Genomic DNA, 26,933 nt, shown 5'->3' with positions numbered 1-26,933 from the left:
ATCCTTGTGCTCAACAATAAATGCTTCACGATGATAGGAGATTGATGTGAACGCGATTGCCTCCCTGCCCGTTTTTGTTGCTGTTGTCGAATGCGGCAGCTTTTCCCTTGCGGCCAAACAGCTGAATCTGACGAAATCGGCGATAAGCAAACGCATCAACCAACTAGAAGACGATTTGGGTATTCGTCTCCTTAACCGAACCACGCGTAAGCTGAGCCTGACCGAAGCGGGAGAACGCTATTTTGAGTACGCCTCTCAAGCGCTCAACCTAGCCCAGCAAGGCGTGGACGCGGTATCGGAGCTGCAAGGCTCTCCACAAGGTCGGCTCAAAATTACCGTGCCGATGTCTTTCGGTGTGCTGCATATCGCGCCTTTGATCAGCGAGTTTCTCGCTCGTTACCCGAAAATTGAAGTGGATTTAAACCTCGAAGACAAAATGGTCGATTTGGTTAAAGACGGTTTTGATTTGGGGATCCGTATTGGTGAACTCACCTCTTCCAATCTAATCGCAAAACGTCTCGCCCCTTGTAAAAGTGTGCTTTGTGCCTCGCCAGATTACTTAGCGGAGTTTGGAACACCACAAAAACCAAGTGATTTAGTCAGTCACAACTGCCTGCGTTATTCCTATTTCCGTGGCGGCGTCGAATGGATGTTCATCAACAATGGCAGCGAATACAAGGTGCTTCCAAAAGGAAACTTTATCGTCAATAACAGCGAAGCCATTCGCCAGTTGCTGTTGAGAGGTTCGGGCATTGCGCAACTGCCGACGTTTATTGCAGGAAGAGACTTTGCCGCAGGAAATCTAAAACCGGTGATGGAAGAGTATTCTCTACCAGAACACGCCATTTATGCGGTGTTCCCTGAGCGCAAGCACATGCCGTTGAAAGTAAGAGCCTTTATCGATTTTATCAGCGAAAAACTCGGCACAGATTTACCTTACTGGGATCGTTACAACAGCCCAGAAAAATAACCATATTGATGATAAGTGAGTGAGATTTCACTACTGACATGTTCTGACATTCCATCCGCGTAACCTTATTTGGAACTCAACAGGCAATCCGCCAAAACCAATAAGGAATCACAATATGGAAACCGTTATCGAAACTGTGCAATTTCGTCTAACCGCAGGCACAACAGAGCAAGACGTGATCGCTGCTGCCAAACAGTCACAAACGTTTGTGAAGAATCTGCCGGGCTTTTTGTATCGCTCACTCAGTCACGAAGCGACGGACGATGTGTGGACAGACATCATTTACTGGCGTTCAATGGACGATGCAAAACAGGCGGGAAAACAGATTAAGCAAGCCGTTGAATTTCAGCCTCTGTTATCAATGATTGACTGCGAAAGCTTCGAGCTTAAACATCACAACTTAAAAATGTGCAGTGAGCTAGAGAAGTAATCAGCCACACTACCACTAACAACCAGTAGGTCTAGATAAGGAACATCATGAGCAAATCAGAACGACTGTTTGAGCTACTGACGCTTTTGCGCGCAAAGCGTTACGCCGTGACAGCGAAAGAGCTCGCAGAAAGAATGGAAGTCAGCGAACGTACGATTTATCGCGATATTCAGTCGTTGCTCAGTTCTGGTGTTCCTATTCAAGGTGAAGCAGGTGTCGGCTACCTGTTGCAAGCTGGCTCTCATCTGCCGCCTTTGATGTTCTCAGAAAAAGAGATGATGGCGCTTGAACTGGGTATGCGGATGGTTCGAGCCTGGTCGGATGCCGAACTTGCCGAAGCGTCTCACTCTGCGTCCACCAAAATACTTTCGGTATTGCCCGATAAGCTCAAACAACAAGTGGAAGATTGTCCGCTGATTGTGCCCGATTATCATACCCAATCCGAGACTGCCAAACGAGGGCAGCTTCTGCGCCACGCGATTGATCATCAGTTTAAGGTCAGTTTGGATTACCAAGATGAAAGCGGACAGGTGACCGAGAGAAAAATCCAACCGTTAGGCCAGTTCTTTTGGGGCAAAGTCTGGACGCTGGTCGCCTGGTGCGAATTGCGCGATGACTACCGCCAGTTCCGCCTCGACCGTATCCAAGCACTGCGTATGCACGATGAAGAGTTTCAGAGTGCGGAAACCAAATCTCTCAAACATTATATTGCGCAGTATGAATCGAAAGATTGAGTGTTTTTCATCCCTCCATCACAAGGATTCTAAATTGCTCTGCTCAATGCGCGATATTTGGAAAGGCACATTTGGTTAAACTAATGTTTCATTTTTAACAGATGCGCAACCAACCTAAGATCGTTAACTTAAGTAGCACGTCAACCACACCGGAGCGTGAAGCTATGAAAGTACTGATTCAATACACCCAAGCAGGGAAATATCGAGATCAAGCGTGGGAATCTTTAACTCTTCGATCTAAAGGTGATATGCAGGCCGTTACCCCTTCTTATGCTGCCCAACTTATCGAACAAAGCAAAGCGACACTTGTGATGACAGAAGACGGACAGATCATCTTTCACTCCTAAATTCCATCAGTCCTATGACGAAAAAGGCCTGCATTGCTGCAGGCCTTTGTATGAGTGAATTAAGAGTTATTTACTGGAAACTCACTGCAGTTGGTAGGCGATCAAGCATCTTGTAGTAATCACCAGCCACAGCGCCGATATCACCACGCAAATACGCTTGAATCATATTGAGATCTTTCAGCCAAAGTTCTTTGTCAGCATCTGAAGACGCCATGTACCCTGCGTACACATTGTCGACCGCGAACATCATGTCTTCGGCGTGATCGTTGTAAATCAAAAGCATCGCATCAGTGTAAGCTTCGAACGCTTTCAGCTCATCGTGCGCTTTACCACCTTTGTAGCTCAATGTGCCCGAAGTTGCATCGATGACCAAATCACCCGAAGTCACATTCGCTGTCGTAAAGTTGATGAAAGACTGGCTAAACGACAGCATACCTGCCGCGATATCCGCATCAATGGTTCGCTTCATTGCGTTGACCATTGGTGCATCCAGCAGCAATACAGGATCGTGGAACGCTGGGACAATCGCTGTTCGGAATGGCCCCCAAGCGCTATCGATGCTCTCTGCAACCTTGTTTAGTGTTGCAGGCTCATAGCTATCTAGGTACGTTTTGAGATCGTAACCTTTGGACGTCACCAGTTGATTTGCGTAGTCGTAAGCCAGCTTGTTTGCTTTTGTTGCCACAAACTTCTCGCCGTCGATAACAAACTCAACCTTGTCACCCGCGATGATACCGTAGCGGTCTTGCTGCTTCGTAAACGTATCAAACTGAGATTGACCACGAGTCTTCACTGTATAATCGTAAGACTTCATTTGGTTCACACCCATTCTCAAGATGACATCGCCAACACGTCCGCGACCTTCTGCACCAATATCAAGGAATCTTGCAATACCACGAGGCATTGGTGGTAGGGACTCCATTTGCTCAGTGATGTGTAGGTTCACGGTAACACCTTTTAGATTGGTGTATTCCTTACCGTCTTTACCCACCAATTTGACTGGCGTATTTAACGCGTCATTTGCCACGATGTTGCCCATGATGTCTTCGTATTCAGCTTGCACCCCAGGGATATCAAGCAGCGATGCAAAGCTCACCTCATCAGTAAAACGGTTCGAGAATCGACGTGCTAAGAAATAGCTCGCAAGCGCTTTGTCTGGCCAGTTACCCAACACAGACACCGCATTTGACCAAGGGTAATCCGGGTCAAAGCTACCAATTGAGTTTAGGAAGCGTCCATTCGCAGTTTCCGCAACAGCTATATAGCCCTCATCTGAATCTTCGATAAAGCGTGCTGCCAAATCATCAAAACAGCTGGCTGTTGAAAGATCGTAATCAGCCGGAATTTGGTGTGAGTTGTTGTCTAACAGTTGACCAAAAGAAATCACTTTTTGGTTGCCTGCCGCATTTTCTATCACACATTGATGCTCTGGTGTGCGCAAGATATCAAGGAAGAACGCCGCGGATTTTTTCGCCCCATTCGCGTAATCACAGAACCATGAGTTATCGGCTTTGTCTTCGCTACAGTATTGAGGGTTTGAAGCAAGGCGCAATAAGAAATCACCCGGCTTATCCGTTGACGAAGTGTAACCAAGATTGGTGTACAGGTTATCGATGCGCTCAAGATCTTCCATCTTGTCACGGATAGCGCTCATTTCCATGTAACGGCGCACTAAGTAACCAGGATAATCGGACGAGAATAATCCCGTCGTCCCATATAACTCCAAGTTGCGTCGCTCATAGCTATCGAGATAGTTCTGCCACTCGTAAGAAACAATTTCTTCTAGGTTTGTACCTTCGTCAAAACGGTTGCAGTCGCTGTTTAGAGAAACGTTCCCATCGGTACAGAAATCGTAAGACTTACGCTCAATTTCATTCACTTTATCTAGGTAGTAAAGTGCGCCATAACGAGTTTTCGCATTCAGTTCAGGATCATCAGACAACGCGGCGGTATCGAATCGGCTGAAGTCACAGTTGTAGAGTGATTTGCCTTTCTCGTTCCCCGTTAATGCCTTCACTTCAGAACACACCATCAGCGATGTGTTGTCTGGATTGTTGCCAAACTTGTATGCAAAGCTTTGTTGGTAGGCTTGCTGATCAGCGAGGTAACGAGCGTATGCCGCTTTGTCTTCATCGCTCGCACTGTCTGCCGGTTTCGCAACAGGCGCGGGAGCTGAGCCTGAAGAATCTTGAATCGTCTCGACTTTACGACCATAACCAAACTTAAAGGCCGCAATGTCGTACAGACCCCAAGTTGGCGTTTCATCCAACATGCTTGGCGCGTAGTCCATCGTCGAACTGTAAGCAGGAATGTTGTTCAAACCAAGTTGATGCGCTTGCTCTAGCGTGTAGTAGTTCGCTTTGTCATTTGAGCCTTTAAAGTTATGGCGCAGACCCATGTTGTGGCCAAGCTCGTGAACGAGCGTATTGCTGTAAGTCGCAACCGTAATCGCATCTGCGACTTTCACTTGCAACTCTTTTGGCAGGTATTTCCAGCGCTTAAGCTGACGTGATACTTCGTTACCTGCGTCATCGAGTTTGATCTCAAAGTAACGCTCGTCGTCCAACTTCAAGTTGTCCAACATGGCCTTGTTAGTTGAAGAAACCCACGACGCTTCAATTGGATAGACGTTGTTCTCTGCCCAGAAAGACAAACGGTTCTCTTCAGCTTCAACCACCTTTTCAAACTCCATATCATCATTGAAGTTTTTCATTAGCTGAGTTGGGCTCTTTGTCGCCGCCTTGCCAGAAACGATATCTTCTTTTGATACGAAAGGCACATAAATGTTTTCATCCGATTTCAGGCTCGCCATTGCTGCCATTGTCGAGAGGGCTTCAACTCTATCCTCGACCTCTGTTTTCACCGTTTCACTATTAGTCGGCAGTGGATCCAATCCATCTAAGTCCAGCTGATTACGATTGTAGAATCGCGCCAAGTTATCCCAATAGAAAGGTACACCCGTTCTTGCAACGCCTGCGTATTGGTTCACGTGGCCTTTGATGATTTCCCCCGTCATCGGGTTAGAAACCGACGGGCCGTAGCCAAGCAGACCGTTCGCTAGAGGCTCGTCAATCAGATTAATCACGTTGTAACGCAGATCTCCTGGGTGAATACCAGCCGCTTTGGTTTTGTTCACAATCTCGATTTCAGGCTTGCCTGCATCCGCCCCAAATACATTCAGCGCTTGGTTCATCTTGTCGATCGATTGCAGCGTTGCATCCAAGAACAACTTGTTCTTCTCTTCAAAGAAGTTATCGCTCAAGTAGTATTTGATAGAACCTTGATTCGGGTTGAAACGATTGAGGTAAACCACATCACGGTCGTATTTATTCGTGACTGGGTTAAGCTTTTTCGTCGACGTAGTGAAGAAGCCAATGTCGTTCTCATCACCCACTGGGTACAAGATCGGTTGGTAACCTTCAGTTGCCACTTCACTTTCGTGCACTAACGAGTAGTAGAAACGAGATTTAAACGCGCCATCAACAAGCGCTTCATCCAAGCTCGCTTTCGTTGCAAAGTTGATGTAGTCGGAAATATTATCTAAATCGATACGGAACGTGCGCTCTAGTTCGAAATTGAGAAGACCGTTTTTAGGGTCAAAGTCCCACGAGATCAATCGTGGTGTGCCAATTTCATCAATGCCCTCGGTAATGCCATACAGATCTTCCATATTGAATTCTGCAATTTCGAGATCTTCAGGACGAGGAGTGAAGTGAGTTTTCTTCTTGTAGTTTAAGCTTGCGTCTTCGTTGGTTTCTTCTTTGTTGGTGCAATCACCATGCGCGTCTTCTTGACAGCGATACGCCGCAAAGTCACCCGGAATCGTCAGCACTTGTGCGAAGTTAACGCCGTCGTCGTCTGCGACAAATTTCTCTTCACCGCAGTAATTATTGGCATCTTTGCTTAGATGCGCGTCTGGGTAGTTTTTATCGTAACTGCGAACTTCCAGACCTTCTTTGGTAAAACAAAGCTCAACGTAACGAGGTGAACCTTGCAAGAATGGGAATTGGTTCAGAGCAAAGCGTGGCGCGGCACCAGTCGTCGGAACGTAAAACCAACGACCGTCTTTAAGATCTTTTACTGCGACTTCTTTTGCATCTCTTTCGACATAGTCATACGCCTGATCATCTGCGCCACAGCCTGCAAGTGCGGCCGTTATTGCTGACACCAGAGTCAATTTTTTAAACATTATTTGGATATCCTTAATTGTTGTTATTTTCCTAGAAGGAGTAAGTCACTGTCGCGATGTAAGACGCTTTCTCTTGGTCCAACAAATCGATGTTGCCCAAGGTGCCTCGCTCTGCATCTTGATAGAAACCCATTGATGACGCCGCGAGTAGCAATGACCAGCTTTCATCAAACTCGTATGTGCCGTACAACGCCCCTTCATACTGCCAACTGCTTCTGCGCGTACCTTGATAACTGATGCTGTTACCACCTAACGCCGTGATCCCCACTGCGAACGATTCCCACGACTTTTCCGCAACAGCAAACAACGAGTAAGTCCACTCAGTCAGCGAGCGTCCACCCATGGTTTTGTATTCGTGGAAATTTTTTCTCAGTCTTGGCGAAACCGAAAAATCGACGCTCCAAGCTGAAAAAGAGATCGGCACATCTAAACGAACCGCGGTGTGCAATTCATCTTTACGAGATGTTTCTGAAGTTGGAATGGTGAGCTGACCCGCAACGCCGATTTTCCCTGTATCTCCAAAGCGATATAGGTTCGTGTATTGCAAGCCCAACACCGAATCTGTCGCGTAGGTGCCGACTTCATCTTCTAGGGCACGATAGCCACCCGTAGAAAAATAGGCTTTTGTGTCGCTCGAAAAGGAATAAACGAGATCGCCTCCCCACGAGAAATTGCGGACAGAACGGTAGTCGTCTTTATCGTAAATGTTTGTATCGTAAGATAGGTAAACGGCCCCACTAAACTTACAAACAATACAGGACGCATCTCCTTCATTTTGTGTAGATTCAGGCGTGCTAGTGCTATCAATTACACTCGTTTCCACCGCGAATGATGGCGCTGAAAACAGCGTACCCAACAACATTGCAAGCGGCGTCATCATCCACTTTGTTGTGTGCTGCATGTTTTGAAACTTCCATGAGAATTAAGTTTATTAGAATAAACTTAAAGACAAACAGATTATTGGGATGAAATTCCATAAAAATTCAGATAATCAACCTCAATAAACCTATCAACCATAAAATTACTCTTATGGTTAAATCCTTATTTAATTTTTTAATACTATTTATCTGAGTATTGTCGCGTTCCACTTTGCTTAAAAACGTACTTTAAAATGACTTTTTATAAATAAAGCCACTCACCACAACATTAAAGAAGCAGCAAAGCAACGCCATTAAAACAAAAGCCAAAAGACAATTATTATCAACAACTTAAAATCAACAAAAACAGTTAAAATGAATGAGTAAAAATGTATAAGTTAAAATACAATAAAAAATATAAGAACATCATTCTGTTTAATTTTAGTCGTTATTTTATTGAAAAAGTTTAATTTTCAATTTCTAAAATTGGAGGGATACACATAAGAGAAATCATCAAAACCATCCGTTGTTAATAATGAATTTCGCATTTAAAACAAAAGATAGAAACAAGATCAAATTCATGTTTTCTAATATATCGATTCAACCTTTCACAAGTTTGAATAGAAAGTCAAACCTTCAGTCAATCTAAAAACAACAAAACATTCACCAAGTGAATACTAAAAAGATAAGTCAAAACTAAATAGCACACACGGTCAGCATATTTGTGAATTACTATTCATTAATTATTTTTTTATAAATTAAACATTAATGTGACCAATTTCACACAATTGCACTACGTACAACATAAAGTAAACGAAATTTAAGTGTTTACTGACTCAAAACGTGTCGATAGAACAGAGGTTAAACATCGAGCTGAAACACGTATTTCCCACCAAAATTTATTATACATAGCAGTGAGTTACCTGTATCCAAGCGGTTAAAATGCGTACTAATGTGACTCATTTTTGAGAGAGGAACATAAGAAGAGCAAAAGCACTAAAAGAGGATAATACGATTTGAATAACCAGTGCTTCAAACCGCACTTATGAACTTATGCAGAGAAAGAAGGACTATCAGTTACTGTTGAATGGTTTTATGACCACAGTTTTCGCAGATCAAGTGACGTTCAAATTCATCCATAGAAGCAAGGAAGGCGCCGAACACTACACTTTTGAGAAATCCAGCGATGAACTCTTTCTTGTTGCGATTTTTATCGCCTTCAAAGCCACTTTTCTTTCTGACTAACACCACTACATGATGCGTTTCTACCCCACATGTAGGGCACATGAGGACTTCTGTCTTGTTCGACATCTTAGACTCCTTGGCGAATTACCCCTTTCTGATGGCATGATTCTCTTATGCCTGTAAAGCGAGTCATCATACCATCACTATCGATTCTTACTCTTCTTCGTTGAGACGACGAATCAACTTAGCAGGTGTGCCTCCGTATAGACAATCTGGCGGCACATCATGGTTGACGACCGAGTTCGCCGCAATCACCGAGCGAGCACCAATCGTTACACCTTGGTTAATGACGGAGTTACCACCAATCCACACATCATCTTCAATCGTGATAGGTTTACAAAACGTCTCCCAACGTCGGCGACTTCGGTAATCAACAGAATGAGAAGCCGTATACAATTGCACGCTTGGACCGATTAGCACGTGGTTCCCGATGGTAATTTTAGCGCCATCAAGCATGACCACATTCATATTGATAAAGGTTTCTTCGCCTATTTCGATGGTTTTACCGAACTCGCAATGGAAAGGGGCTTGAACAATGCAAAGACCCGCTTTGCCAAACAGCTGTTTTTGTAATTCGTCGCGCTGACTTTCGTCGGTATTGTTATTGAGCGCTCTAAGTGCTTGAAGAGCATGACTTCTAATGGCGTCAATTTCTTTGTCCATGCCATCAAAGATTTGACCAGACATCATTTTTTCGAGTTCTGTCACTGGGAGACTCCTAAAACCTGCGATTACTACTTTCAGATTAATCACACGGTACGTGAATTGCGGAATAAAAAAAGAGAAAAGCCTGCACTTTTCTCTTTCCTGTTTTTTATATTTTGTGGAGTCTGTCGACTTACACGATTTCCCAGCTGTGGGTCATCTCAACACCTTCACCTAGCATTAAGCAAACCGAGCAGTATTTTTCTAGCGAGTCAGCCGCCACTTTTGCTACGACTTCTGGGTCAAGCTCGTCACCTGAAACTTCAAAGTGGATATTCACTTGCGTAAAGATACGTGGTGCGGTTTCACGACGCTCTGTGGTTAGCTTGGCATTAACTGACAAGACCTTTTGGCCTGCCGTTTTCAAACCGTCGACAACATCGACAGAGCTACAGCCACCAGCGGCCATTAGTACCATTTCCATTGGGCTTGGTGCCGTTGCACCGCCATTGCCATCCATCACTACGGAGTGACCCGACTGAGATTGCCCAAGGAATTTAAAATCTTCTACCCATTTAACTTCTGCTTGCATGATTTACCTCATTTAGCATCGCTCGTTGAAGACATCGTTGCCCTATCAAGCGGTGTATTTCGTGTCGATACTTTAGCTTTCTCGCATAAAAGGGCAACGGAATTTTCAACATTGCTGTAATTTTTTCGCTCGGTTGCCTTTCTCTATACGTAACACTTTTTATTTCAGTCACACTTTCTACGGAAAACAACGTTGAGGTAGCTATGAAGAATATATCTAAGTTATTGGTCGGATTCTCTTTCGCACTTCCTGTCTTGTTCCTACTTTTGAGTAAAGCAGGCACCGCCGATACGATGGATAAGATGAAGGCTTCAGAGAATGCAGAAATCGCGACACTGGCTGGCGGCTGTTTCTGGTGTACAGAATCGGATTTGGAACAGTTGACTGGCGTAGTCGATGTCGTATCAGGCTATTCTGGTGGTCATGTTGAAAACCCAACTTATCGCCAAGTTTCATCAGGTAAATCAGGTCACATAGAAGTGATCGAAGTTAAGTACGATCCTAAAGTGGTTAGTTACGAGCAAGTGTTGGACTACTTTTTCCGTCATATCGATCCTACTGACGATAAAGGCTCTTTTGTCGACCGTGGCCCACAGTATCGCCCTGCTATTTTCTATCATAACGCGGAACAAAAGCAGATCGCAGAACAGTTTATAATGGAAATCGACAAGGCGATGATCTATCCCAAACCGTTGAAAACAGAACTGATCGAGTTTGAGAAGTTTTATCCTGCAGAAGAGTATCACCAAGACTATTACAAAAAGAGCAGCTTAAAGTATAAGTATTACCGCTATGCGTCTGGTCGAGATAAATACTTGGATGAAGTATTTGGTGATGATCGTAAAGAGACCCCAAAAACGCTTCGTCAGTTGATCGAAGAAAAAAAGTTGCTATCGAAAGTGAAAGCGTACAGTAAGCCTGCTAAGTCCGAGATCAAATCAAACTTAACAGAGTTGCAATACTACGTAACGCAAGAAGAAGGCACCGAGCGTCCGTTCGACAACGAATATTGGGACAACAAAGAAGCGGGGATTTACGTTGATATCGTAACTGGTGAGCCGTTGTTTTCTTCTACCGATAAATACAAATCAGGGACGGGTTGGCCAAGTTTCACTAAGCCAATCAACCCAGGTTACATCGTTGAAAAAACCGATTACAAGCTGATTTATCCAAGAACGGAAGTTCGCAGTAAGTTTGGCGATTCTCACCTTGGTCATGTGTTTAAAGACGGTCCGAAGCCAACAGGATTACGCTACTGCATGAACTCTGCGGCAATGAAATTTGTACCTGTAAGTGAAATGAAAACGCAGGGGTATGAAGAGTATCTGTATCTCTTTGATAAATAGTTCGTATTCATTCAACTTCAAGGGCATACGATGGCGAATGGGGAGGACCAGATGAAAGGTTTTAAAACACAATTACCAACCAAAATCTGCTCTGTTTGCCATCGCCCATTTTCTTGGAGAAAGAAATGGGCAAGAAATTGGGACGAAGTCGTTTACTGTTCTGAGCGCTGCCGAAGAAACAAATCAGTCAAAAGTTAGAACCACAAAAACTTTATGCCGCACTGCTAGCCTTATTTTCCAAGGTAACGTGGCCCAGACCAAGCTGCGCTTCACCAAGGTAACAAGGCACCATCATAAGCCCAAAATGCCCCACTATCCTGCGGGGTTGCTTTGTCAATCAATCCCCATAAGTCTCGCGCGACACGCTCTGGGCTAAACAGCTTTCCTTCAGGTACATTCGCTTGAAAAGGTGCCGACAAAGCCGTATCTGTTGTGCCTGGGTGAAGAGCGAGTACAGTCCCGTGTTTGACCATTCTCCGCCATTCAATCGACATGGTTTTGAGGAACATATTTAACGCGGCTTTCGATGCACGATAGCTGTACCAACCGCCTAAGTGATTATCACTAATACTGCCAACTTTGGCCGAAATGGTCGCAAACTTAGGGTTGGCACTGCGTTTTAACTTGGGCGTGAAGTATTTCGCCAACAGTAAACTCGGCAAAGTATTAACCATGATGGTTTGCTGAAAAAAGTCTGCGTCGAGCGAGCTAAGATTCTTCTCAGGACCTTTATCTTGGGTGTGCAACATACCAACGCAGTTCACCAACCAATCAACATGTTCAATTTGCTCACTGAGTGCTTTCACCTGCTCGTCCTGCGATACATCCACTTGATGCCAAAATACATTTGGGTGTTGCCAATCTGGTTGGTGATTACGATAAGTGGCATGCACGCGAGCTTGGGGAAAGCGAACTAGCGCTTGTTGAACCATCGCCAATCCAATGCCGCCATTTCCACCAACGATCAGTATGTCCATTACAAGCTCTCCAAGTTTTCCATATAGTGCTCTGCGGTATCTAATATCGCTTGGCGTTGCTGCTCTTCCATATTGTCCCAAGATCGGAAAATCATCCCTATACGTGGATTCGTTGCTAAGCGTTTGTCGTGTTTGTTCATAAAGCGCCAATACAAGCTGTTAAACGGACACGATCCTTCCCCGCTCCTCGCCTTATTGTCGTAATGGCAACCCTTACAGTAGTCGCTCATTTTGTTGATGTAAGAACCACTCGCCGCGTAAGGTTTGGTGCCAACAATGCCGTCATCCGCAAACAATGCCATGCCACGTGTATTGGGCATTTCTACCCATTCAATCGCATCAACATAGATACCGAGATACCACTCATCCACTTGGTCTGGATCTATCTCGGTTAGCAAACAAAAGTTACCAGTGACCATCAAACGTTGGATGTGGTGTGCGTAGGCATAATCGAGAGACTGACCAATCGCGTTGCGCATACAGGCCATTTTGGTTTCGCCGTTCCAGAAGAAGTCTGGCAGCTTTCTACTCGCTTCCAGTTCATTCTTTTTCGGGTAATGAGGCATGTTCGCCCAATAAACGCCTCTGATGTACTCTCGCCATCCCAAGATCTGACGAATAAAACCTTCTACTTGAGAAATGTCTATGTCGGCATTGGCATGAAATGCCTTAAGTGAAGCGTCAATCACCTCTCGCGGATTCAGCAGCTTACTGTTCAGCGAGAACGAAATCCGGCTATGATACAAGCTCCATTTAGCCTCGTGCTGACCTGTCATGGCGTCTTGAAAACGACCAAACAGTGGCAAACAGACCTGACAAAAATGCGCGAGTAAAGACATGCTTTGAGAGCGACTTACTGGCCAAAGTAAATCACCATTTAATTTACCTATGGTTTGAATGTTGTGCCGACCTAAGCGCTCGACAATATCACTGACGTCATGACTAAACATTAATGGCTTTGGCAGCTGTTCAATGTCTTTTGCTTTAAGTTTATTTCGGTTATTGGCGTCGTAGTTCCACTTTCCACCAATAGGCTTACCGTCTTGCATCAAAATGTTGAAACGCTTACGCATCCGGCGGTAAAAGTGCTCCATCATGATGTGTTTACCTTGAGGAAACTGCGATTCTATTTCCTCAAACGGTAACAAAAAGTGTTCCGAATCGACGCTGCGCATCACGACCCCATCAAGCTTTAGTTTGGCTAACTGCTCTAGTAAACGGTATTCGTCGGGACGTTGATATTCAAACTTACTTGCACCAACTTCACTCACGTAGTGTTGTAAGACTTGCGCAAGATCCTCGAAAGATTGTGTGTCATCCAACGTAAGGTGCAAAACTTGATGCCCTTCTTCCTGCAGCTCGTTGGCAAAATTCGCCATCGCAGAGAAAAAAGCACACACCTTTTGAATGTGATGCGTAACGTAAGTATTTTCTTGTTTTAACTCAGCGACAAGGTAAAGCACCGAATCGTCTACACGTTGAAACCACGAATGCTCGCTATTAAGTTGGTCACCAAGAATGAGCCGAACCGTCTCGTAATGCATTGGTTATCTCCCGCTCTCTTTTTTTGGCGCAATCGGCCAATCCACCATATCGACACTATCAAGATGTACGCCTACGCATCTCCCCTGCCATTTGTCGATAAATGAGAAATCTGGATCATAAGTTTGTGTCTGCTTTTCTAGATTAAACTGACGTGAGCCACGTGGGTCAGCGCCAACACCAGCCAAATACTGCCAGTTGCCCCAATTAGAGCCGACATCGTAATCAATCAACTGAGTTTCAAAATAAGCAGCACCGTAGCGCCAGTCGAGTCCGAGTTCATGAACCAGACAGCTCGCGACCAGTTGGCGCCCTCGGTTAGACATATAACCCGTTTTATTAAGCTGATGCATACATGCGTTAACGATTGGAAAAGGTGTCTCGCCTTTCTTCCACTGCTTAAAGCGTTGCGCATAAAAACTGGTCAGTGGTGGCTGGTTGGCGATACCGCCAAATCGAAACAACTTCTGTTGATACTTTCTCGCGTACCAATAAAAGTATTCCCGCCACAACAACTCGAAATAGATCCAATAGGTTGAATCATTAGCTCCGTTCTTCCGCTCATATTGTTTGAGCATGGCATAAATGATTGTAGGAGAGACGCAACCATGAGCTAACCAAGGTGAAAATTTAGTTGAATACTCCATCCCATCGAGCCCATTGCGCGTCTGTTTATATTCACTCGCTAAACTTGAAGCAAAATAGCGTCGACAATGTTCAAGACCGCTCAGTTCTCCGCCATCAAATGCTGGTTTGGTGTCAAAGTAATATGTCGTGGCGGTAGGAAAATTCATACCTGAAGGTTCTGGCGGTAAAGCATGAACGCTCTCGTAAGGTTGAGAGAGGTCTAAACCTTCGACCTGCTTTCTAAATTTCGTGAAGGTCGCAGGCAGTTGCCTTAATTCAAATGGCAACTGTTCTTCGCACAGCAAAGTGCGGATCGCTTGCTGTTTGATGTTCACATGGGGAGTGCCTTTAATTGCACGCTCTAGTGCCTGTTGCTCATCCGAACCAGCAAACGCATCAGCATAAATATGAGTGATACCGAAATGACTGATCGCATATTTGATCGCTTGATAAGGTGTCAGTTCAACCGTCCATAATCGTTGCCCCAATTTAGCTAAAGATTGATTAAGTTCATTAAGCGATGCCTCGAGAAACTGCAATTTCGCACGGCCTAAAGAGGTCTCCTGCGCAAAGTGCTGCAAGTAAGGTGTCACCGAGGGGCGACAATACAAACAAATTAACTCATCCATTTCTGCACAAGCGTCTATCAACAGCGGGTTGTCATGCAAACGCAGGTCATTAGTGAACCAATACAGTCCTATTTTCTTATCCAAGTCGCACCCTCTTTTTGTAAACTCGTTTTTTGTAAACTCGGAGTCCCGCGTTCTTGTTGCAAATAGCCTAAGCGTTAAGTCTTTTATTCCACTCGTTGTTGTACGGGCAATAGAGCTTTACGATCATTAGGTTACTGACAATCTCACTAAACCAATTGGCTGGTCATCTTAGGGCCCTTAATACCAAAACATCGTTTGCGCATGTTTCATACTAAGATTTTATAAAATTAAAATTTGGCGATATTGATAACGGTCTTAATCACTCATTTTTTATATAAACCATGCAAAAATGATAAAAATTAAAGCGATATTGGTTAATATCCGTTAATCTAAGTCCAATTCCATTTTGCTAGTACCATCGCAGAAATGACCGACGAGTTTAAGAAATCGACCGCTAATTTGAAAAAAGCGGTCCCACTAATGATCAAAAATCATGTTGCTGCCACGCCAGCCAACTATGCGCTTTGGTATACCTACGTTGACAAGACCATTCCTGAACTCAACTTTGAGTTGGATACGGTGTTAGAAAACTACGGTATCTGCCCGCCTGCAACCAATAAACAGCTTTATAACAACTATGTTGCCAGTAAAGCAGAAACTAGCCTTGAAGATCTTAGAACCAATGTAGAAGTTCTGCTGCATGAAGTGTCCAGCTCGATGAGCGATACACTTTCAGATACTTCTTCCTTTTCTGAAATGGTAGACAAAAGTTTTAATAAGCTAGAAAAAGTTGAAGACAACAGCTTAAGTATTGAAGAAGTGATGGTGGTGATTCGTCAACTTGTCGCAGAGTCACACGAAATTCGTCACTCGACAAAGTTTTTGAATAGCCAATTAACTAATGCGAGTGAAGAAATTTCTCGCCTCAAAAATCAGCTGGCTGAAGTACAGCAAGACGCATTGTTTGATGGTCTATCCAACCTTTACAACCGTCGAGCTTTTGATAAAGATCTGTCTTCGCTTATCGCATCAAATCAAGCAATGACCTTGATCATGCTTGATATCGACCATTTCAAGTCATTTAACGACAATTATGGCCACCTTTTCGGCGATACGGTACTAAAAGCCATTGCCCGTCGACTACAACAAAGCTGTCGAGATGGAATATGCGCGTATCGTTTTGGTGGTGAAGAGTTCGCTTTAATTGTGCCCAATAAATCTCTGCGAATTGCTCGCCAATATGCAGACACACTACGCCGCATGATAGAAAAACTGCGCATCAGAGATAAGCGTTCTGGTACACAAGTTCACAGCATTACCGCTTCTTTTGGGGTAGCAGAATATGAGGTGGGTGATACACCTGAAGCTCTGGTCAATAAAGCCGATAAGCAACTTTATGAGGCAAAACAACTCGGTCGTAACCGCGTGATGCCCATTTAAATCAATTTGTTATGTAAGCTTGGTTAATAGGACCGACTTTTTCGAAATAGAATAAAAAACCCGCACTATTGAGTGCGGGGTCTATTTATCTGGCGCTTCACATCTTAATCGACACTGTAGCAGTAGCTTAGAATATAGTCGTCACCGTTTTTCGCAGTGTATTCTTTATCTTCACTGCATGCCATCGGCTTACCTTTTTTGTCGCCTTTGATTAAGCTGATCCAGTGGCGCATCGCCGTCGGCGCATTACCCGTTAGTTCAGGATTAAACGTAGTGCGTGTTTCCAGTTGAATGTCATCAATATCCATCAACTCCACACAACCGGTGCCTTTATGACAGCCAAATAGCACTTCTACGTGGTTACCTGAATCGTCTTTAAACAAGATCGATTTTGGATCTTCTTTCTCACCCGTATACGCCACAAAGTGTTTTGGGCTTTTCAGGCCGCTGTGTGTGCCGTCTTTGAAGTAAGCCAATACATGGCGGTAATCAATTACGTAACTTGATACATCTTGGTGCGACCCGTTCTCCAATGGGAACATGCGGTCTAGTAGTTGCTTCGCTTTTACTTGCTTCTCGCTCTGCTGCTCAGCACTTACCGCTTCGACGGCAAATACAGCTTCAGCGATAAATGGGCGTTGTTGTTGTTGCATCTCTTTTTTATCGAAGTTCAGCATATTCATCGTCATATCCTCGCACTTAAAAAAACTCGTCCTAGAGTAAAAACTTAATTCCTTCGTTTAAGTTTCAGGCAATTCTGTGAAGTTGATGGTTAATTTCCTTGCCTGCTTATTATGTAGACTAGCGAAATATTGACTACAATTTCACAACAAAAATTTTACAATGTGAATTTTACAAAATGTCTGTGTCAAAAAGCCTTATTCGTCAGTCCCATTTTCTAGGTACGAAAATTCGCAACCTAAGGAAAAACAACCATTTAACGATGGAGGATTTATCTGCACGCTGTGTAAGGATTAATCCTGAGTACGCACCGTCGGTATCTTACCTTTCGATGATAGAGCGCGGAAAACGCGTTCCGAGTATTGATATGCTCGAAGTAATCGCGGAAGTTTTTCAAAAAGATCCTGCGTGGTTTTTAGATGATGAACCGGAATTAGAAGCCATTACACCCAACAAAGGGAATCGTGGCGGTATCAACGGTATGGCATTGGAGCCGAGCTTTTTGTTCTCCAATGATATTCTCCAAATCGCGATTCCAGAGATGTTGTCTCAAACGGGTATTACTGGACGTCAATTCGCCCACTTGTTGATCCGTGCGCACCAAGAGAACCATCAAAACCATTTTCCTGATTTAGAACGCGCAGCCGAAGAGGTCGGCTTGAAACGCCTGAATCTATCAGTAGAAGATCTGATAGATATTGCGAAAAGCATGGGGTTGGATATCCGCTGGGTAGACCGAGCACCACAGGATGTGATTGATGAACTGGGCGTCTGCGCCAAACAGTTGATTACGTCTTTCATGGAGCCACCTGGCACCATTTATCTCAATAAACGAATGCGTGACTACCCAACCCGCTTGAAATATGACTTGGCGGTATACATCGGCCATCGCGTGCTCCATAGCAGTGATGCAATGAATAACGTTTTATCTATTGGGCACCAAAACAACTGGGAGCAAATGGACAGCCCAGTTTCCAACTCTGAGCTCAACTCGCAAGATATCCTACAAGCATGGCGCGATTTTGAGTCCAGCTTTTTTGCTGGTGCCCTGCTTTGCCCCAAAGTACCATTTCGTCAGTTACTTGACCGTTCCGGTTACGAAATTGATGTTCACAAAAAGGCCGGCGTTTCTCCTTCCGTTGCGATGCGTCGTATGACCGTGGTTTCTCCGTACCCTCATTGGCACTACTTTGATGCCTATGGTCCGGGCAAGTTGAAAGCGGTATATCGTGGAAATGGCATCCCGCTTCCTTGGGGCAATATGCGCAAAGTGAACGATCCTTGCCAACACTGGGCCGTATTTAGACGTCTAGCCCAACCTTTGGATACCAGTTCAGCGCAAATTTCGATTTTGAATGTAGGCGACGAGCCACGTATTTACTGTTGTGAATCAGTCAACGTATTTGACCCTGCGGGGAACAACCGAGTGTTGTGCGCGGGGATAGATTTAAACCCTGCGATTTCTGCGCAAGGTGGTGATGCGGTTTCTATTGCGGAAGAGCTGAAGTCACTTTGTGTCGCTTCCGGCGGAAGTAGTGTCATTCCTCCCCACATCAAAAAAGACTTAACAACCATCGCTAAGATATTAAACATCAATTGGATAGAACGAGGTATTCAAACCCAAGCTAGGCTAATCTGCTCAAGAGGGGCCGTTTGTCCAAGGCAGCCTAGTTGTTACAGTAAGTGCGGAGAAGCCGATGAGACAGGTGACAACGTGAATATTATTGGTCTCTAGAAAGAAAAAACGCCAATCACAATAATCGTGATTGGCGGTATATACTTGTGAACAATGTGTATTCACTAACAACGTCAGTTGGCTAGGTGACCCTCGGCTTAATAAGGGTCACTCTAGATAAAGCACGATGCGTGCCAACTTTAAAAAGGCCGTTTTTTAATAGATCCAGATGCATATCGTTGCTTTATTAACCATAAATTTCGCAAACTGCATTTGCAAAATGCAACAACGTGCAAATATGCCACTTTATGCACTGCTAATAATGACTCTCTCAGCAAAGAGTCTATTGACATGTAAAGTCATATATTCTTATACCCAAATGATGGTGAGATTTCGGATTCTCAACCTTACCACTGCTCCAAAGTCCTTATTGAAACTGGGCTCAGGCTCATCCGCCATGTTTTTGTTGATACATTCTCTCATCAGCGATTTTCATCATTTGCTCTGGAGATGACATGTCCGGATCAAATATCGCGTACCCAATGCTGGTTCTCAGGTAGATGAGCGCTTCATCGTAAATCACGGGCGTCGAACATAAAGCTAACCTGAGCTTTTGTAGCAGAGACTGAACATTTTCTTCCGTCCCAGGGTTATGAACGACAACTAAAAACTCATCACCTCCCATTCGGGCCACTATATCTGATTTACGCAGAGAGCTTCTCACTCTTTCAGCCGTAGCGACTAAGACCTTGTCGCCTGCGTCATGACCATAGGTATCGTTAATATGTTTAAACCTATCCAGATCTATATTGATTAAGGCGAAGCTGTAACGCTTTTTGTAACGTTTCGCTATTTCAAACTGCTGCTTGTAAAACTTCATAAAATAGCGACGGTTTGGTAAGTGCGTCAGTTCATCATGCAGTGCTCTATCATCCGCAATGGTGTACAAGCGATAAATCGCAATAAGCGCGAGGCTCAGTGCAAAAACAATGGGATAACCGATGAGCCTTGCTAAATAAAGCTGATGCCAAGGAATTTGATGGTCTAGTTTGTCTCCGGAGAAAACCACCATACTCCACCCACCATAAGGAAAATGAACCATTTCTTTCGCGTATGGCTTTTTGGTTTCACTCAGTGCGCCAAAGAAAACGTCACCAAAAGCACCGCCACTGTCGTAACCACGAATCATCAAAGGATAGCGATAAGAGAAATCGATCACGCCAGTTTCTCGCATCAGAGCATCAAAATTAATCACCGCACTGATCACACCCCAATAATCTTGGTTCAACGGTGGATCAAGAAAAACCGGAACCCGCACGATCAAGCCTTTGCCGCCTTGAATCAAGTTGACAGGCCCTGCTATAAATATTTCTTGTATATCCTTAGCTTTTTGTACCTGTACCCACTGCTGTGGCACCGTTCGGTAATCGAGGCCGATTAAACGCTCATTACCTTGGCGGGGAAATATATGACTGATAACATCATTCTTCGCAATGCCAATGATCGTAATATGTTCGCTTTTGCTCAGAATGCGGTGAGCCGCAATGTTCAATTCGTCTTCTTGGTTTTTAGGCAGTAAAGTAATGAGTGTCGCCAAGGTACTGGCTTTATAGATATCCGCCATAAGTACCGCTTCCAAATTGGAACGGAGGGTGGAAAGTTGCTCTTTAGCCTCAACTTGAACTCGCTCTTGATGAAGCTCTAGCTGATTTCGATGCAACAGCTCAATAACCCCAACGCATAAAGCGAAAAAACAGAGGAAGAACAATGCAAAATAGCATCGCTTTCTGGGTAAATAACGCATTTTCTCCCCACAACTCGTATATCGTTACGAGATTTTTATTTATTGTTAAAATTCTTATTATCACAAGAATAACCAATCCCAATCGGAAAGGTAACAGTGATTAAAATTTTTTATGTTTTAGGTATGAGATGATGCATCAACAAGGCGATTTATTTGGCGGTACTCAGTGGCAAGAAGTAGAAAGGGGTAAACTCTATTACGATCCTTACTTTCTTAGCCATCTAGAAGCGGATCACTACTTTGACCAACTTCTGGAAATACTGCCATGGCATCAAGAGCGCATTACCATGTTCGGCAAGTCAGTACTTCAACCTCGTTTACAAGCGTGGCACGGTGATGCAGCATATACTTACTCAGGCTTAACCATGCAGCCTCACCCTTGGACTCCTGAGTTAACTCAGCTCAAAGTGCGCTGTGAGACGATTGCGGATGTAGCCTTCAACTCTGTACTTGCCAACCTATACCGACACGGCCAAGATTCGATGGGCTGGCACCAAGACAATGAACCAGAGCTAGGTAGAAATCCGGTTATCGCCTCTTTGAATTTAGGTGAAACACGTCGATTTTTGCTCAGAAATTTACATTGTAAAACTGAGATTGAATATGAGCTTTCTCACGGCTCCTTACTGGTTATGGCTGGCGAGCTCCAACATCACTGGAAACACTGTGTACCAAAAACCGCGAAAACCAAAGGTGAACGTATCAATCTGACTTTTCGACAGATTTTTAACTATTGACTCAGCTTTTACATTCTTAATTAATATTGATGGTAGGTTTAGATTCAGGACTTCATAGGGAATGGATTTATGCGTATCAAACCTCTTAGCTTAGCGGTCTTACTCTCTTGCTCACTTACCTTTGCTGTTCAGGCATCACAGGAAGAGATACCGCTCCTAGATAATGCTCAATCAGCACAGTTGATTCGTAATACCTACGAGCAGGAACTGTTCACTTTACCTGCGTTTAAAGAGGGGCACTTTGGCTTACGCATGTACCGCCAGACATTAGATGAGAAATATCACGCTGCCGTTTGGACCGACATGGCACAAATAGCTAGCCGATTAAACCGATTTGCTAATGAAGTCGTTGAACCTGAAGATATTATTCTTTATTCATCACAAAGATTGACCGCGTATCAAGAGAAAGAAAGTGAGCGAGGGCAACGACGCTATACCGTCACTAAACACCATCCTGAATATCTTTATCTTGGCGTGGATTTGCTTGGCGCAATGGCAAGAGCAAACGAATATGGTCTGAAACACAAGCAAGACAAAACGCTGAGAAAGATCCTGAGGCGCTACGATTTCTCGCGTTACGTTACGGACAAAGAAATGATAGAGGCGTGGGCAGCTCAGCTCGCAAACCAAGTCTACTGGCTTCGCCAGCTTGGTGAGCAAGATGTGGTCGAGGAATTTACTCAAACCTTTCGCAATACCTACCCCGACGATAAAGATAAGATGCTGTCAGCTCAGCAGTATTGGAATAAACTCTATGGTATGACGCACATCATCTTTGCCGACTCACAGTACTATCAAGAACGAGTAAGCGAAAAGAAACACCAATGGATTTATGATTACTTTCGCAACAACATCGACACTATTCTACTGCGCGCCAAAGAAGATGTGATTGCAGAAGTCGGCATTTCGTTTTTGTTAGCAGGCTTGGACCATGATCCGGTCGTAAAGAAAACCCGCCAAGCCATTCGTCACGCAATCAACGCTGAAAAAGGGATGATTCCATCGGTCGATGGGAGTTTTGATCTCAAGTACGGCGAGCACCGTAACGTGCTAGCCATCATGCTGCTAGATTGGAAAGGGGTACATAAAGCGCCAACTTATCAAGAGCACCCTGACGCTTTTAAATCAATACCCTACGGCTTAATACCTAAGCCTTAGAAATAATAAAACCCGCCATTTAGGCGGGTTTTTAGTGTGCATCTTCAATCTAAATTAGAGCGAGATGAAAATACCCGCTAAACACGCACTCATCAGGTTAGCGAGTGTGCCAGCAGCAACCGCTTTTAGGCCTAAACTTGCTACATCTTTGCGGCGCTCAGGTGCCATCACGCCGATAGAACCCAGCTGAATAGCAATTGAACCAATGTTTGCAAAGCCACACAACGCAAAAGTGATGATGACTTGAGTATGCTCAGACAGCGTCGCTTTGTGCTGTACAAAATCGATAAACGCGACAAATTCGTTCATCACAACTTTCTGACCAATGTATGAACCCGCAGCAAGGATTTCGTGGCTTGGCACACCAATCAACCACGCTAGAGGTGCAAACAAGTAACCAAAAATCGCTTGTAGCGTCACACCAGAGAAACCAAGTATGTCACCTAAGTTTTCTAGTCCCGTGTTCACCATCGCGATAACACTAACAAAAGCGATAAGCATGGTACCAACAGCAACGGCCACTTTCATACCGCCCATAGCACCGCTTGCTAGCGCATCAATAACGTTGCTTTCTTCTGATTTATCTAGCTCAATATCGTTGTAATCGCTTGGCGTTTGGCGTTCAGGAACAATGATTTTTGCCATCATCAAACTACCTGGAGCTGCCATAAAGCTTGCCGCAATCAAGTATTTTAGGTCAACACCTAAACCGGCATAACCACCAAGCACACTGCCCGCCACTGAAGCCATACCACCAGCCATCACAGCAAACAGTTCAGAGCGAGTCATGTTCGAAAGAAATGGACGAATAAGAAGTGGGGACTCGCCTTGAGATAAGAAAATGTTACCTGTTGCAACCAGAGACTCTGCTTTGCTGGTGCCCAAGAACTTCTGGATAGCACCGCCAATAAATTGAATCACTTTTTGCATAATGCCCAAGTAGTAAAGGGCGGAGATAAGAGCACTGAAGAAGATGATGATAGGAAGGACACGAATAGCGAAGATAAAGCCAGAAGAAGCGAGGTCACCAAAGAGGAATTTAATCCCCTCATCAGCAAAGCTGAGTAGCCCCGCGACACCATTACTTAAACTCGCCAGCGCCGCCTGACCTAACGGGAAATAAAGCACTAAGGCAGCAAATCCCATTTGTAGCATCAAGGCGCGAGATACGGTTTTCCAATTAATGGAAGAACGGCCCTCAGAAAGTAGGAAAGCACAACCTAGCAGTGCAACAATACCAAATAGACTAAATAGAACACTCATGAGCTGGACCTACTGAACGTTGAAAAAGAAAAAAGAGCCAAAGGAATTGGCAGAAGAAAGGGACAACGCAGCGAGTGATAACTCGCCTTCAGATCCAGAATGTAGACAGAACGAATAGTTCGACATCTTATTTTTACCTTATACAAGCAATTGAACGTAGCTGGTCCGGTCCGTGGGGTCATTCACTGCTGGCGAGCGCATTGCTTGGCCTGCTCCATGTGACGGCTTGTATGGGTAAGGGTCCTGAACAACTAAACCCTAATTCCCGCTTAAACGGGACGCAAGTATAGCCAACAAAAAGAGATATTCATCACATTTATTTACGCAAACGTTCAAGCGTTCAAAATTTAGGCAAAAACGTTCTTTTGTCGTCATACTGTTAATAAAAGTAAGGGCATAAGGACAGACTTTGATGGTAAAAAACGCAAAAGTGACCAATAAATACGCAATCAAACTCGAAAGAGCCAAAATTCGTCATTTTGCTCTCGCCAACAGGTGGATTTTGGTTATACAATTCGCGTTGCTTCTTTCGAGGCCTCTGAGTACTCAGAGCATCATGATGCCGAGATGGTGAAATTGGTAGACACGCTAGCATGAGGTGCTAGTGCCTTTGGTGTGAGGGTTCGAGTCCCTCTCTCGGCACCATTATCCTTCTTCCCTAATTTTGTTCGAGTGTAATGCAAAGTTCTAAGCAGGCAAGACAGTCTACAGATGCTAACCAACTTCTGAGTGAGCTTGCGGTTCACGCTTTATTACACCTGCACTTTAAAATTCACGCGTCCTCACATGGTCTCTCCCTTAAAGAGCGTAACGACTTACTGCAGAAATGGCTGAAGCCAAAACTGAAGAGTAATCGCTATAAGCTGATTAAAAAGCCGTTAAAGTCTTTGACTCAACAGGCAAAAGGCGAGAACGGAAATCTGGAAGCGTTACTCGAACGTTGCGTGGGTGCAGATAAACCAAGTAACCCTCAACCTGATCTAGATAGCTACTTGCTGTTGATTAACGAGATTGAGAAGAAGTTGGGGACTACTGTATTATTATCTCGACCGGAAGACGTCGACTTATCTCACGACCAACACGGCTGTTTGCTGTGTGTGCTTTCTGAGAACTTAAATCAGCATTTCGATGATAATAACGCCCTAATCGCTCCTATTTCGATGCTGTTCCGTGGACCAATGAGCCAACGTTCACTTTTCCTTGGCAGTATTTACGCCAGTGGCACCTTCAATTATGAAGTGCAGTACCAGGACGATCAGTTCGTTCGCATTACATTAGAGTTGGCGTAAGTGTAACGCTAAGAAACAAATCGAAAAAGGCCGCGAAACTCGCGGCCTTTTGCTTTTCTATATTCAAACCTTAATTAATCGATTTCTTTAAACCGAGCAGTAAAGTGGCGCAGCACTGGTGGTTCATACTCAAAAGTGAGCCCTTTTAACTCATGTGCACGATTTTTCAGTTCGATAATCGCATCCGCAATGTAATCCATATGATCGTTTGTGTAGACACGGCGTGGAATGGTCAAACGCATTAATTCTAACTCTGACGCTTTTTGTTTACCTGTTTCAGGGTCACGACCAAGCAATAGTGATCCTATCTCTACTGCTCGAATACCCGCCTCCAAGTACAAAGCATTACACAATACCTGCGCAGGGAACTGATCCGCTGGAATGTGTGGCAAAATCTTAGCGGCATCCACAAACACCGCGTGACCTCCCGTTGGGTATTGAATCGGAATACCGCCTTCACGTAAGCGTTCACCTAAGTATTGAACTTGGCTAATTCTATAGTGAAGAAAATCCTCATCCGCGGCTTCATACAAACCGCGAGCGAGCGCTTCCATATCACGCCCAGCCATGCCGCCGTATGTTACAAATCCTTCCATGGGTACGCAGCGCGTCTGCACCGCCTGGAACAACTCCTTATGGTCACGAATACAACACATGCCACCAATGTTTACCATCGGGTCTTTCTTAGCTGACATGGTGAGCATATCGCCGTATTGATACATCTCGCGAATGATTTCCAGAATCGATTTATCTTCGTACCCTTCTTCACGCTGCTTAATAAAGTAGGCGTTCTCACAGTAACGAGCCGAGTCAATCACCACCGGAATATCGTACTTGGTTGCGATTTCGTACACGCTGCGCATGTTTTCCATCGACACAGGCTGGCCACCGGAGCTATTACAAGTAATCGTGGTGATAATCGCACATATGTTATGTGAACCGTGCGCTTCAATTGTTGCCACCAGCTTATCGATATCAAAGTTGCCCTTCCAATCATAAGGCGTAGTGGTGTCGAATGCTTCTTCCGTTACCACGTTAATCGCTTTACCGCCATTGAGCTCGATGTGACCCGCGGTGGTATCAAAATGGTAGTTCGATATAAATACTGGCGTTTCACCACCACGAACCTGACGCATACGCTCAATCAAAGCTGGGAACAAAATTTGCTCGGCACCACGTCCTTGGTGCGCAGGCACGGTGAGCTTGTAACCAAAGAAGTGCTCTACTGCATCACACAGGTTGTAGTAATTTCGGCTACCCGCATAGGATTCATCCCCCATCATGATGCCAGCCCACTGATTATCGCTCATGGCACCAGTGCCAGAGTCAGTCAGCAAATCGATATAAACATCATCACTACGAAGAAGAAATGGGTTATAACCCGCTTCTTTTAACGCGACTTCACGGTCTGCCAAAGTGGTCATTTTGATTGGCTCAACCATTTTGATACGGAAAGGTTCTGGAATACGTTTCATTGTTAATTTCCTTATACGCATTGTCCTACGCGCTATCACGTAAGACTAAAAAACAAATAGATAAAATGCTTTTCAATGCGGTTGCATTGAGGAAATCAACGAGAAGAGATTTTACTAAGAAGAGATAAGCAGTAGTCTAGGTTGTACCAGAACGACAGCACCAAACGGCTATCGAGAATATCCTTTATTCTCATCGTCTTCGCCCTCCTGATAAAAATAAAAAGCCAGAAACCCCATGTTTCTGACCTTTTCAATAT

At 44.5% G+C, this 26,933-nt stretch carries 23 protein-coding genes and 1 tRNA gene; 12 read left to right on the top strand and 12 right to left on the bottom strand.

The window, feature by feature from the left end:
- The first annotated feature begins 46 nt into the window (after window positions 1-46).
- The 4 genes from FR741_RS16430 (at window position 47) to FR741_RS16415 (ending at window position 2,481) form a co-directional block, all read left to right on the top strand.
- Window positions 47-970, top strand: coding sequence for a LysR family transcriptional regulator (locus FR741_RS16430; protein WP_005384329.1), 924 nt, complete (start codon window positions 47-49; stop codon window positions 968-970).
- Window positions 971-1,085: 115 nt separating this feature from the next.
- Window positions 1,086-1,400, top strand: coding sequence for a hypothetical protein (locus tag FR741_RS16425; protein WP_005497913.1), 315 nt, complete (start codon window positions 1,086-1,088; stop codon window positions 1,398-1,400).
- Between the two features lie 47 nt (window positions 1,401-1,447).
- On the top strand, window positions 1,448-2,134 hold the full coding sequence (locus FR741_RS16420; RefSeq protein WP_005497912.1) for a helix-turn-helix transcriptional regulator: 687 nt from the start codon (window positions 1,448-1,450) through the stop codon (window positions 2,132-2,134).
- Between the two features lie 164 nt (window positions 2,135-2,298).
- Window positions 2,299-2,481 carry a hypothetical protein gene (locus FR741_RS16415; RefSeq protein WP_005393690.1) on the top strand — a complete coding sequence of 61 codons (183 nt, stop codon included), beginning with the start codon at window positions 2,299-2,301 and terminating at the stop codon, window positions 2,479-2,481.
- Between the two features lie 70 nt (window positions 2,482-2,551).
- Here the strand turns inward: FR741_RS16415 and FR741_RS16410 are convergent, their stop codons facing one another.
- The 5 genes from FR741_RS16410 to FR741_RS16390 all read right to left on the bottom strand — a co-directional run bounded on the left by FR741_RS16410 (window position 2,552) and on the right by FR741_RS16390 (window position 10,009).
- Window positions 2,552-6,670 carry a M66 family metalloprotease gene (locus tag FR741_RS16410; protein WP_167427219.1) on the bottom strand — a complete coding sequence of 1,373 codons (4,119 nt, stop codon included), beginning with the start codon at window positions 6,668-6,670 and terminating at the stop codon, window positions 2,552-2,554.
- Window positions 6,671-6,701: 31 nt separating this feature from the next.
- Window positions 6,702-7,571: a hypothetical protein gene (locus FR741_RS16405; protein ID WP_167427218.1), complete on the bottom strand. Its 870-nt coding sequence runs from the start codon at window positions 7,569-7,571 to the stop codon at window positions 6,702-6,704.
- 1,033 nt (window positions 7,572-8,604) lie between these two features.
- Window positions 8,605-8,838, bottom strand: coding sequence for a hypothetical protein (locus FR741_RS16400; RefSeq protein WP_005393681.1), 234 nt, complete (start codon window positions 8,836-8,838; stop codon window positions 8,605-8,607).
- A gap of 87 nt (window positions 8,839-8,925) precedes the next feature.
- A complete protein-coding gene (locus tag FR741_RS16395) occupies window positions 8,926-9,480 on the bottom strand; it encodes a sugar O-acetyltransferase (RefSeq protein ID WP_005393677.1) in 555 nt (184 codons plus the stop codon).
- A gap of 130 nt (window positions 9,481-9,610) precedes the next feature.
- A complete protein-coding gene (locus tag FR741_RS16390; protein ID WP_005393675.1) occupies window positions 9,611-10,009 on the bottom strand; it encodes an OsmC family protein in 399 nt (132 codons plus the stop codon).
- A gap of 203 nt (window positions 10,010-10,212) precedes the next feature.
- Here FR741_RS16390 and msrB point away from each other — a divergent pair, with 203 nt between their 5' ends.
- Both msrB and FR741_RS16380 read left to right on the top strand, forming a co-directional pair.
- On the top strand, window positions 10,213-11,355 hold the full coding sequence (gene msrB / locus FR741_RS16385; RefSeq protein WP_167427217.1) for a peptide-methionine (R)-S-oxide reductase MsrB: 1,143 nt from the start codon (window positions 10,213-10,215) through the stop codon (window positions 11,353-11,355).
- 51 nt (window positions 11,356-11,406) lie between these two features.
- Window positions 11,407-11,553 carry a DUF2256 domain-containing protein gene (locus FR741_RS16380; protein ID WP_074189751.1) on the top strand — a complete coding sequence of 49 codons (147 nt, stop codon included), beginning with the start codon at window positions 11,407-11,409 and terminating at the stop codon, window positions 11,551-11,553.
- 71 nt (window positions 11,554-11,624) lie between these two features.
- On the opposite strand, the gene FR741_RS16375 is transcribed toward FR741_RS16380, so the two are convergent.
- Genes FR741_RS16375 through FR741_RS16365 form a run of 3 tightly spaced genes read right to left on the bottom strand, consistent with a single transcriptional unit; the run spans window position 11,625 to window position 15,214 of the window.
- A complete protein-coding gene (locus tag FR741_RS16375; protein WP_167427216.1) occupies window positions 11,625-12,332 on the bottom strand; it encodes an SDR family oxidoreductase in 708 nt (235 codons plus the stop codon).
- Window positions 12,332-13,876 (bottom strand): cryptochrome/photolyase family protein, encoded by a 1,545-nt coding sequence (locus FR741_RS16370; RefSeq protein ID WP_167427215.1) that lies wholly within the window; start codon window positions 13,874-13,876, stop codon window positions 12,332-12,334. The genes FR741_RS16375 and FR741_RS16370 overlap by 1 nt, the downstream gene beginning before the upstream one ends.
- Before the next feature lie 3 nt (window positions 13,877-13,879).
- On the bottom strand, window positions 13,880-15,214 hold the full coding sequence (locus FR741_RS16365) for a DASH family cryptochrome (protein WP_167427214.1): 1,335 nt from the start codon (window positions 15,212-15,214) through the stop codon (window positions 13,880-13,882).
- Window positions 15,215-15,580: 366 nt separating this feature from the next.
- Here FR741_RS16365 and gefA point away from each other — a divergent pair, with 366 nt between their 5' ends.
- Complete coding sequence (gene gefA / locus FR741_RS16360; RefSeq protein WP_005393654.1) at window positions 15,581-16,594, top strand: diguanylate cyclase GefA; 1,014 nt, start codon at window positions 15,581-15,583, stop codon at window positions 16,592-16,594.
- A 104-nt stretch (window positions 16,595-16,698) separates the two neighbouring features.
- On the opposite strand, the gene FR741_RS16355 is transcribed toward gefA, so the two are convergent.
- Window positions 16,699-17,277 carry an aldolase/citrate lyase/malate synthase family protein gene (locus FR741_RS16355; RefSeq protein WP_005393653.1) on the bottom strand — a complete coding sequence of 193 codons (579 nt, stop codon included), beginning with the start codon at window positions 17,275-17,277 and terminating at the stop codon, window positions 16,699-16,701.
- 176 nt (window positions 17,278-17,453) lie between these two features.
- Here FR741_RS16355 and FR741_RS16350 point away from each other — a divergent pair, with 176 nt between their 5' ends.
- Window positions 17,454-19,010: a DUF3612 domain-containing protein gene (locus tag FR741_RS16350; RefSeq protein ID WP_167427213.1), complete on the top strand. Its 1,557-nt coding sequence runs from the start codon at window positions 17,454-17,456 to the stop codon at window positions 19,008-19,010.
- Between the two features lie 388 nt (window positions 19,011-19,398).
- On the opposite strand, the gene FR741_RS16345 is transcribed toward FR741_RS16350, so the two are convergent.
- Window positions 19,399-20,754: a diguanylate cyclase gene (locus FR741_RS16345; protein ID WP_167427212.1), complete on the bottom strand. Its 1,356-nt coding sequence runs from the start codon at window positions 20,752-20,754 to the stop codon at window positions 19,399-19,401.
- Window positions 20,755-20,885: 131 nt separating this feature from the next.
- Here FR741_RS16345 and FR741_RS16340 point away from each other — a divergent pair, with 131 nt between their 5' ends.
- Window positions 20,886-21,491 (top strand): alpha-ketoglutarate-dependent dioxygenase AlkB family protein, encoded by a 606-nt coding sequence (locus FR741_RS16340; RefSeq protein ID WP_167427854.1) that lies wholly within the window; start codon window positions 20,886-20,888, stop codon window positions 21,489-21,491.
- Window positions 21,492-21,560: 69 nt separating this feature from the next.
- Window positions 21,561-22,649 (top strand): DUF3541 domain-containing protein, encoded by a 1,089-nt coding sequence (locus tag FR741_RS16335; protein WP_167427211.1) that lies wholly within the window; start codon window positions 21,561-21,563, stop codon window positions 22,647-22,649.
- 54 nt (window positions 22,650-22,703) lie between these two features.
- Here the strand turns inward: FR741_RS16335 and FR741_RS16330 are convergent, their stop codons facing one another.
- A complete protein-coding gene (locus FR741_RS16330) occupies window positions 22,704-23,912 on the bottom strand; it encodes a NupC/NupG family nucleoside CNT transporter (protein ID WP_005393641.1) in 1,209 nt (402 codons plus the stop codon).
- 561 nt (window positions 23,913-24,473) lie between these two features.
- Between FR741_RS16330 and FR741_RS16325 the strand changes: the two genes are divergently transcribed.
- Both FR741_RS16325 and FR741_RS16320 read left to right on the top strand, forming a co-directional pair.
- Window positions 24,474-24,557, top strand: a tRNA-Leu gene (locus FR741_RS16325).
- 32 nt (window positions 24,558-24,589) lie between these two features.
- Window positions 24,590-25,201 carry a DUF2913 family protein gene (locus tag FR741_RS16320; RefSeq protein ID WP_005374167.1) on the top strand — a complete coding sequence of 204 codons (612 nt, stop codon included), beginning with the start codon at window positions 24,590-24,592 and terminating at the stop codon, window positions 25,199-25,201.
- A 74-nt stretch (window positions 25,202-25,275) separates the two neighbouring features.
- On the opposite strand, the gene FR741_RS16315 is transcribed toward FR741_RS16320, so the two are convergent.
- On the bottom strand, window positions 25,276-26,676 hold the full coding sequence (locus tag FR741_RS16315; protein ID WP_053808157.1) for a tryptophanase: 1,401 nt from the start codon (window positions 26,674-26,676) through the stop codon (window positions 25,276-25,278).
- Between the last annotated feature and the right edge of the window lie 257 nt (window positions 26,677-26,933).

This window comes from Vibrio diabolicus, assembly GCF_011801455.1.
Lineage (GTDB): Bacteria > Pseudomonadota > Gammaproteobacteria > Enterobacterales > Vibrionaceae > Vibrio > Vibrio diabolicus.
This window is presented reverse-complemented; position numbering and strand designations above follow the sequence as displayed.

Excerpts from the sequence above, each read along its gene's own strand:
- FR741_RS16345 (WP_167427212.1), bottom strand. The coding sequence starts at position 20,754 with ATGCGTTATTTACCCAGAAAGCGATGCTATTTTGCATTGTTCTTCCTC.
- FR741_RS16375 (WP_167427216.1), bottom strand. The coding sequence starts at position 12,332 with ATGGACATACTGATCGTTGGTGGAAATGGCGGCATTGGATTGGCGATG.
- FR741_RS16420 (WP_005497912.1), top strand. The coding sequence starts at position 1,448 with ATGAGCAAATCAGAACGACTGTTTGAGCTACTGACGCTTTTGCGCGCA.
- FR741_RS16370 (WP_167427215.1), bottom strand. The coding sequence starts at position 13,876 with ATGCATTACGAGACGGTTCGGCTCATTCTTGGTGACCAACTTAATAGC.
- FR741_RS16335 (WP_167427211.1), top strand. The coding sequence starts at position 21,561 with ATGCGTATCAAACCTCTTAGCTTAGCGGTCTTACTCTCTTGCTCACTT.
- FR741_RS16405 (WP_167427218.1), bottom strand. The coding sequence starts at position 7,571 with ATGCAGCACACAACAAAGTGGATGATGACGCCGCTTGCAATGTTGTTG.
- FR741_RS16320 (WP_005374167.1), top strand. The coding sequence starts at position 24,590 with ATGCAAAGTTCTAAGCAGGCAAGACAGTCTACAGATGCTAACCAACTT.
- FR741_RS16390 (WP_005393675.1), bottom strand. The coding sequence starts at position 10,009 with ATGCAAGCAGAAGTTAAATGGGTAGAAGATTTTAAATTCCTTGGGCAA.
- FR741_RS16355 (WP_005393653.1), bottom strand. The coding sequence starts at position 17,277 with ATGAATATGCTGAACTTCGATAAAAAAGAGATGCAACAACAACAACGC.
- FR741_RS16350 (WP_167427213.1), top strand. The coding sequence starts at position 17,454 with ATGTCTGTGTCAAAAAGCCTTATTCGTCAGTCCCATTTTCTAGGTACG.
- gefA (WP_005393654.1), top strand. The coding sequence starts at position 15,581 with ATGACCGACGAGTTTAAGAAATCGACCGCTAATTTGAAAAAAGCGGTC.
- FR741_RS16315 (WP_053808157.1), bottom strand. The coding sequence starts at position 26,676 with ATGAAACGTATTCCAGAACCTTTCCGTATCAAAATGGTTGAGCCAATC.
- FR741_RS16410 (WP_167427219.1), bottom strand. The coding sequence starts at position 6,670 with ATGTTTAAAAAATTGACTCTGGTGTCAGCAATAACGGCCGCACTTGCA.
- FR741_RS16340 (WP_167427854.1), top strand. The coding sequence starts at position 20,886 with ATGCATCAACAAGGCGATTTATTTGGCGGTACTCAGTGGCAAGAAGTA.
- FR741_RS16425 (WP_005497913.1), top strand. The coding sequence starts at position 1,086 with ATGGAAACCGTTATCGAAACTGTGCAATTTCGTCTAACCGCAGGCACA.
- msrB (WP_167427217.1), top strand. The coding sequence starts at position 10,213 with ATGAAGAATATATCTAAGTTATTGGTCGGATTCTCTTTCGCACTTCCT.
- FR741_RS16380 (WP_074189751.1), top strand. The coding sequence starts at position 11,407 with ATGAAAGGTTTTAAAACACAATTACCAACCAAAATCTGCTCTGTTTGC.
- FR741_RS16330 (WP_005393641.1), bottom strand. The coding sequence starts at position 23,912 with ATGAGTGTTCTATTTAGTCTATTTGGTATTGTTGCACTGCTAGGTTGT.
- FR741_RS16400 (WP_005393681.1), bottom strand. The coding sequence starts at position 8,838 with ATGTCGAACAAGACAGAAGTCCTCATGTGCCCTACATGTGGGGTAGAA.
- FR741_RS16415 (WP_005393690.1), top strand. The coding sequence starts at position 2,299 with ATGAAAGTACTGATTCAATACACCCAAGCAGGGAAATATCGAGATCAA.